The following is a 2076-nucleotide window of genomic DNA, read 5'->3' on the forward strand; positions in this document are numbered from 1 at the left end:
GGGTGTCCCGGCCGGCGTCATGGCTGGCGTCCCGGCCGGCATCGTGGCCGTTCGTGAGTGTCCGGGCCGCCTCGACGTCGGCGCGGCTGATCGTTCCGTGCGGTCCGGTGCCGACGATCGTGCCCAGGTCGACACCGAGGTCGCGGGCGAGCTTGCGCACCGGTGGTTTCGCGAGCACGGCGACGGCCCGGGCCGGCCGCCGCGGCGCGTCGAGGCCGTCGGGCGGCCGTGGGCTGCCGCCCGCGTCCGCGCCCGTACCCGCCGGCCTTCCCCCGCCTGCCGGATCCGGCAGGCCTGTCCTGGTCGCCGGACCTGTCCCGATTGCCAGATTTATCCTGGTTGTCGGACCTGTCCTGGTTGCCGCGGCTGCCTCGTCCGCCCTGCCTGTCGGGTCCTGGCGTGAGCTCCGGCGCGCGGCCCGCCTGGACACCCCTGGCCCCCCGCGCGGGCCGTACCCGACCAGCACGGGCATCCGCTCGCCATCTCCCTCCCGCGAGCCGGACGCGGGACCGGACGGGTGACCGGACGCGGGATCCGAGCCGGGCGCGGCAGGTGTCTGACCACGCCGCCGCCGGCTCTCCGGAGCGGCCGGGCCGGCCGTGACGGGGATGGCGCCGCCCGCCCGGTGGGTGCCGTTGGTGCTGGATGCACTGCTTTCAGCGGTGGCATCCACAGTGCCGCTTCCGCTTCCGCCGGCGCTGGCGTCGGCGCGGTGTCGACGGTCACCAGCGGCTGCCCCACCTCGACCGTATCGCCCGGCTCGGCGTGCCGGACGGCCAGCACGCCCGCGAACGGGGAGGGCACCTCCACCAGCGCCTTGGCGGTCTCCACCTCGGCGATCGGCTGGTTGACGGTGACGTGCTCACCCACCTCCACCAGCCATCGGACGATCTCGGCGTCGGGCAGGCCCTCGCCCAGGTCGGGGAGCCGGAACTGCTCACGTGACACGGTGACCTCCAACTGGTGGCCGGGACGACCGATGACCGAGTGACGGCTGACGACCGGGACCCGGCCCTCCGGCATCACGCAGGCTGTCGAACGTTTCGCTGGTGTGGCCCGGTGGATGCCGGTCAGTAGTCGAACGACCGGTCCACGGCGTCGAGCACCCGGTCGACGTCCGGCAGGTAGTGCTCCTCCAGACGAGATGGCGGATACGGAGTGTCGTATCCCGTGACACGCAGCACTGGGGCTTCCAGCGAGTAGAACGCCTTCTCGGTGACCCGCGCGGCGATCTCCGCGGACAGCGACACGTTCGACGGCGCCTCGTGTACCACCACCAGCCGCCCGGTCCGCCGTACGGACGCGAACACGGGCGACAAGTCGAGCGGGGACAGCGTGCGCAGGTCGATCACCTCGAGCTCGCGTCCCTCCTCGGCCATGACGGCGGCCGCGTCCAGGCAGGTGCGCACCATCGGGCCGTAGGCAACCAGCGTCGCGTCCTCCCCGGTGCGCACGACCCGGCTGACGTGCAGCGGGGTGGCTGTCGACAGCGGCAGGCCGGTGGTCACCTCGGCCTTCTCCCAGTAGCGGCGCTTGGGCTCAAAAAAGATCACCGGGTCGTCCGCGGCGACGGCCTGGCGGATCATCGTGTGGGCGTCGACCGGGTTGGAGCACGCCACCACCTTCAGCCCGGCGGTGTGGCAGAAGTACGCTTCCGGTGACTCGCTGTGATGTTCGACAGCGCCGATGCCGCCGCCGAAGGGGATTCTGACCGTCACGGGCAGGTGGACCCGGCCCCGCGTCCGATAGTGCATCTTGGCCAGCTGGGTGACGATCTGGTCGAAGGCGGGGTAGACGAAGCCGTCGAACTGGATCTCGCACACCGGCCGGAAGCCGCGCATCGCCAGCCCGATGGCCGTCCCGATGATCGCGGATTCTGCGAGCGGGGTGTCGATCACCCGGTCCTCGCCGAAGTCGGCCAGCAGCCCGTCGGTGACGCGGAAGACCCCGCCGAGCCGGCCGACGTCCTCGCCCATCACGACGACCCTCGGGTCGTCCTCCATGGCCGCACGCAGCCCCGCGTTGAGAGCCTTGGCCAGGGTCAGCGTCGACGGCCCGGCCCCCATACCCCGCCGG

General features: G+C 72.4%; 3 protein-coding genes. All 3 read right to left on the reverse strand.

Translation table 11 applies throughout. The annotated features are described in order from the left end of the window. Nucleotides 1–430 (reverse strand): E3 binding domain-containing protein (locus tag AC5LUJ_RS08985; protein WP_493464771.1); only part of this gene is annotated, 430 nt, incomplete at its 3' end. Further along, the gene (locus AC5LUJ_RS08990; RefSeq protein WP_493464772.1) at nt 331–1023 is read right to left on the reverse strand and encodes a biotin/lipoyl-containing protein; all 693 of its coding nucleotides are present in this window, start codon (nt 1021–1023) and stop codon (nt 331–333) included. The genes AC5LUJ_RS08990 and AC5LUJ_RS08985, both read right to left, overlap by 100 nt. A 47-nt stretch (nt 1024–1070) precedes the next feature. After that, complete coding sequence (locus AC5LUJ_RS08995; RefSeq protein WP_250284524.1) at nt 1071–2066, reverse strand: alpha-ketoacid dehydrogenase subunit beta; 996 nt, start codon at nt 2064–2066, stop codon at nt 1071–1073. Between the last annotated feature and the right edge of the window lie 10 nt (nt 2067–2076).

This window comes from Protofrankia sp. CiP1_Cm_nod3, from assembly GCF_982290655.1.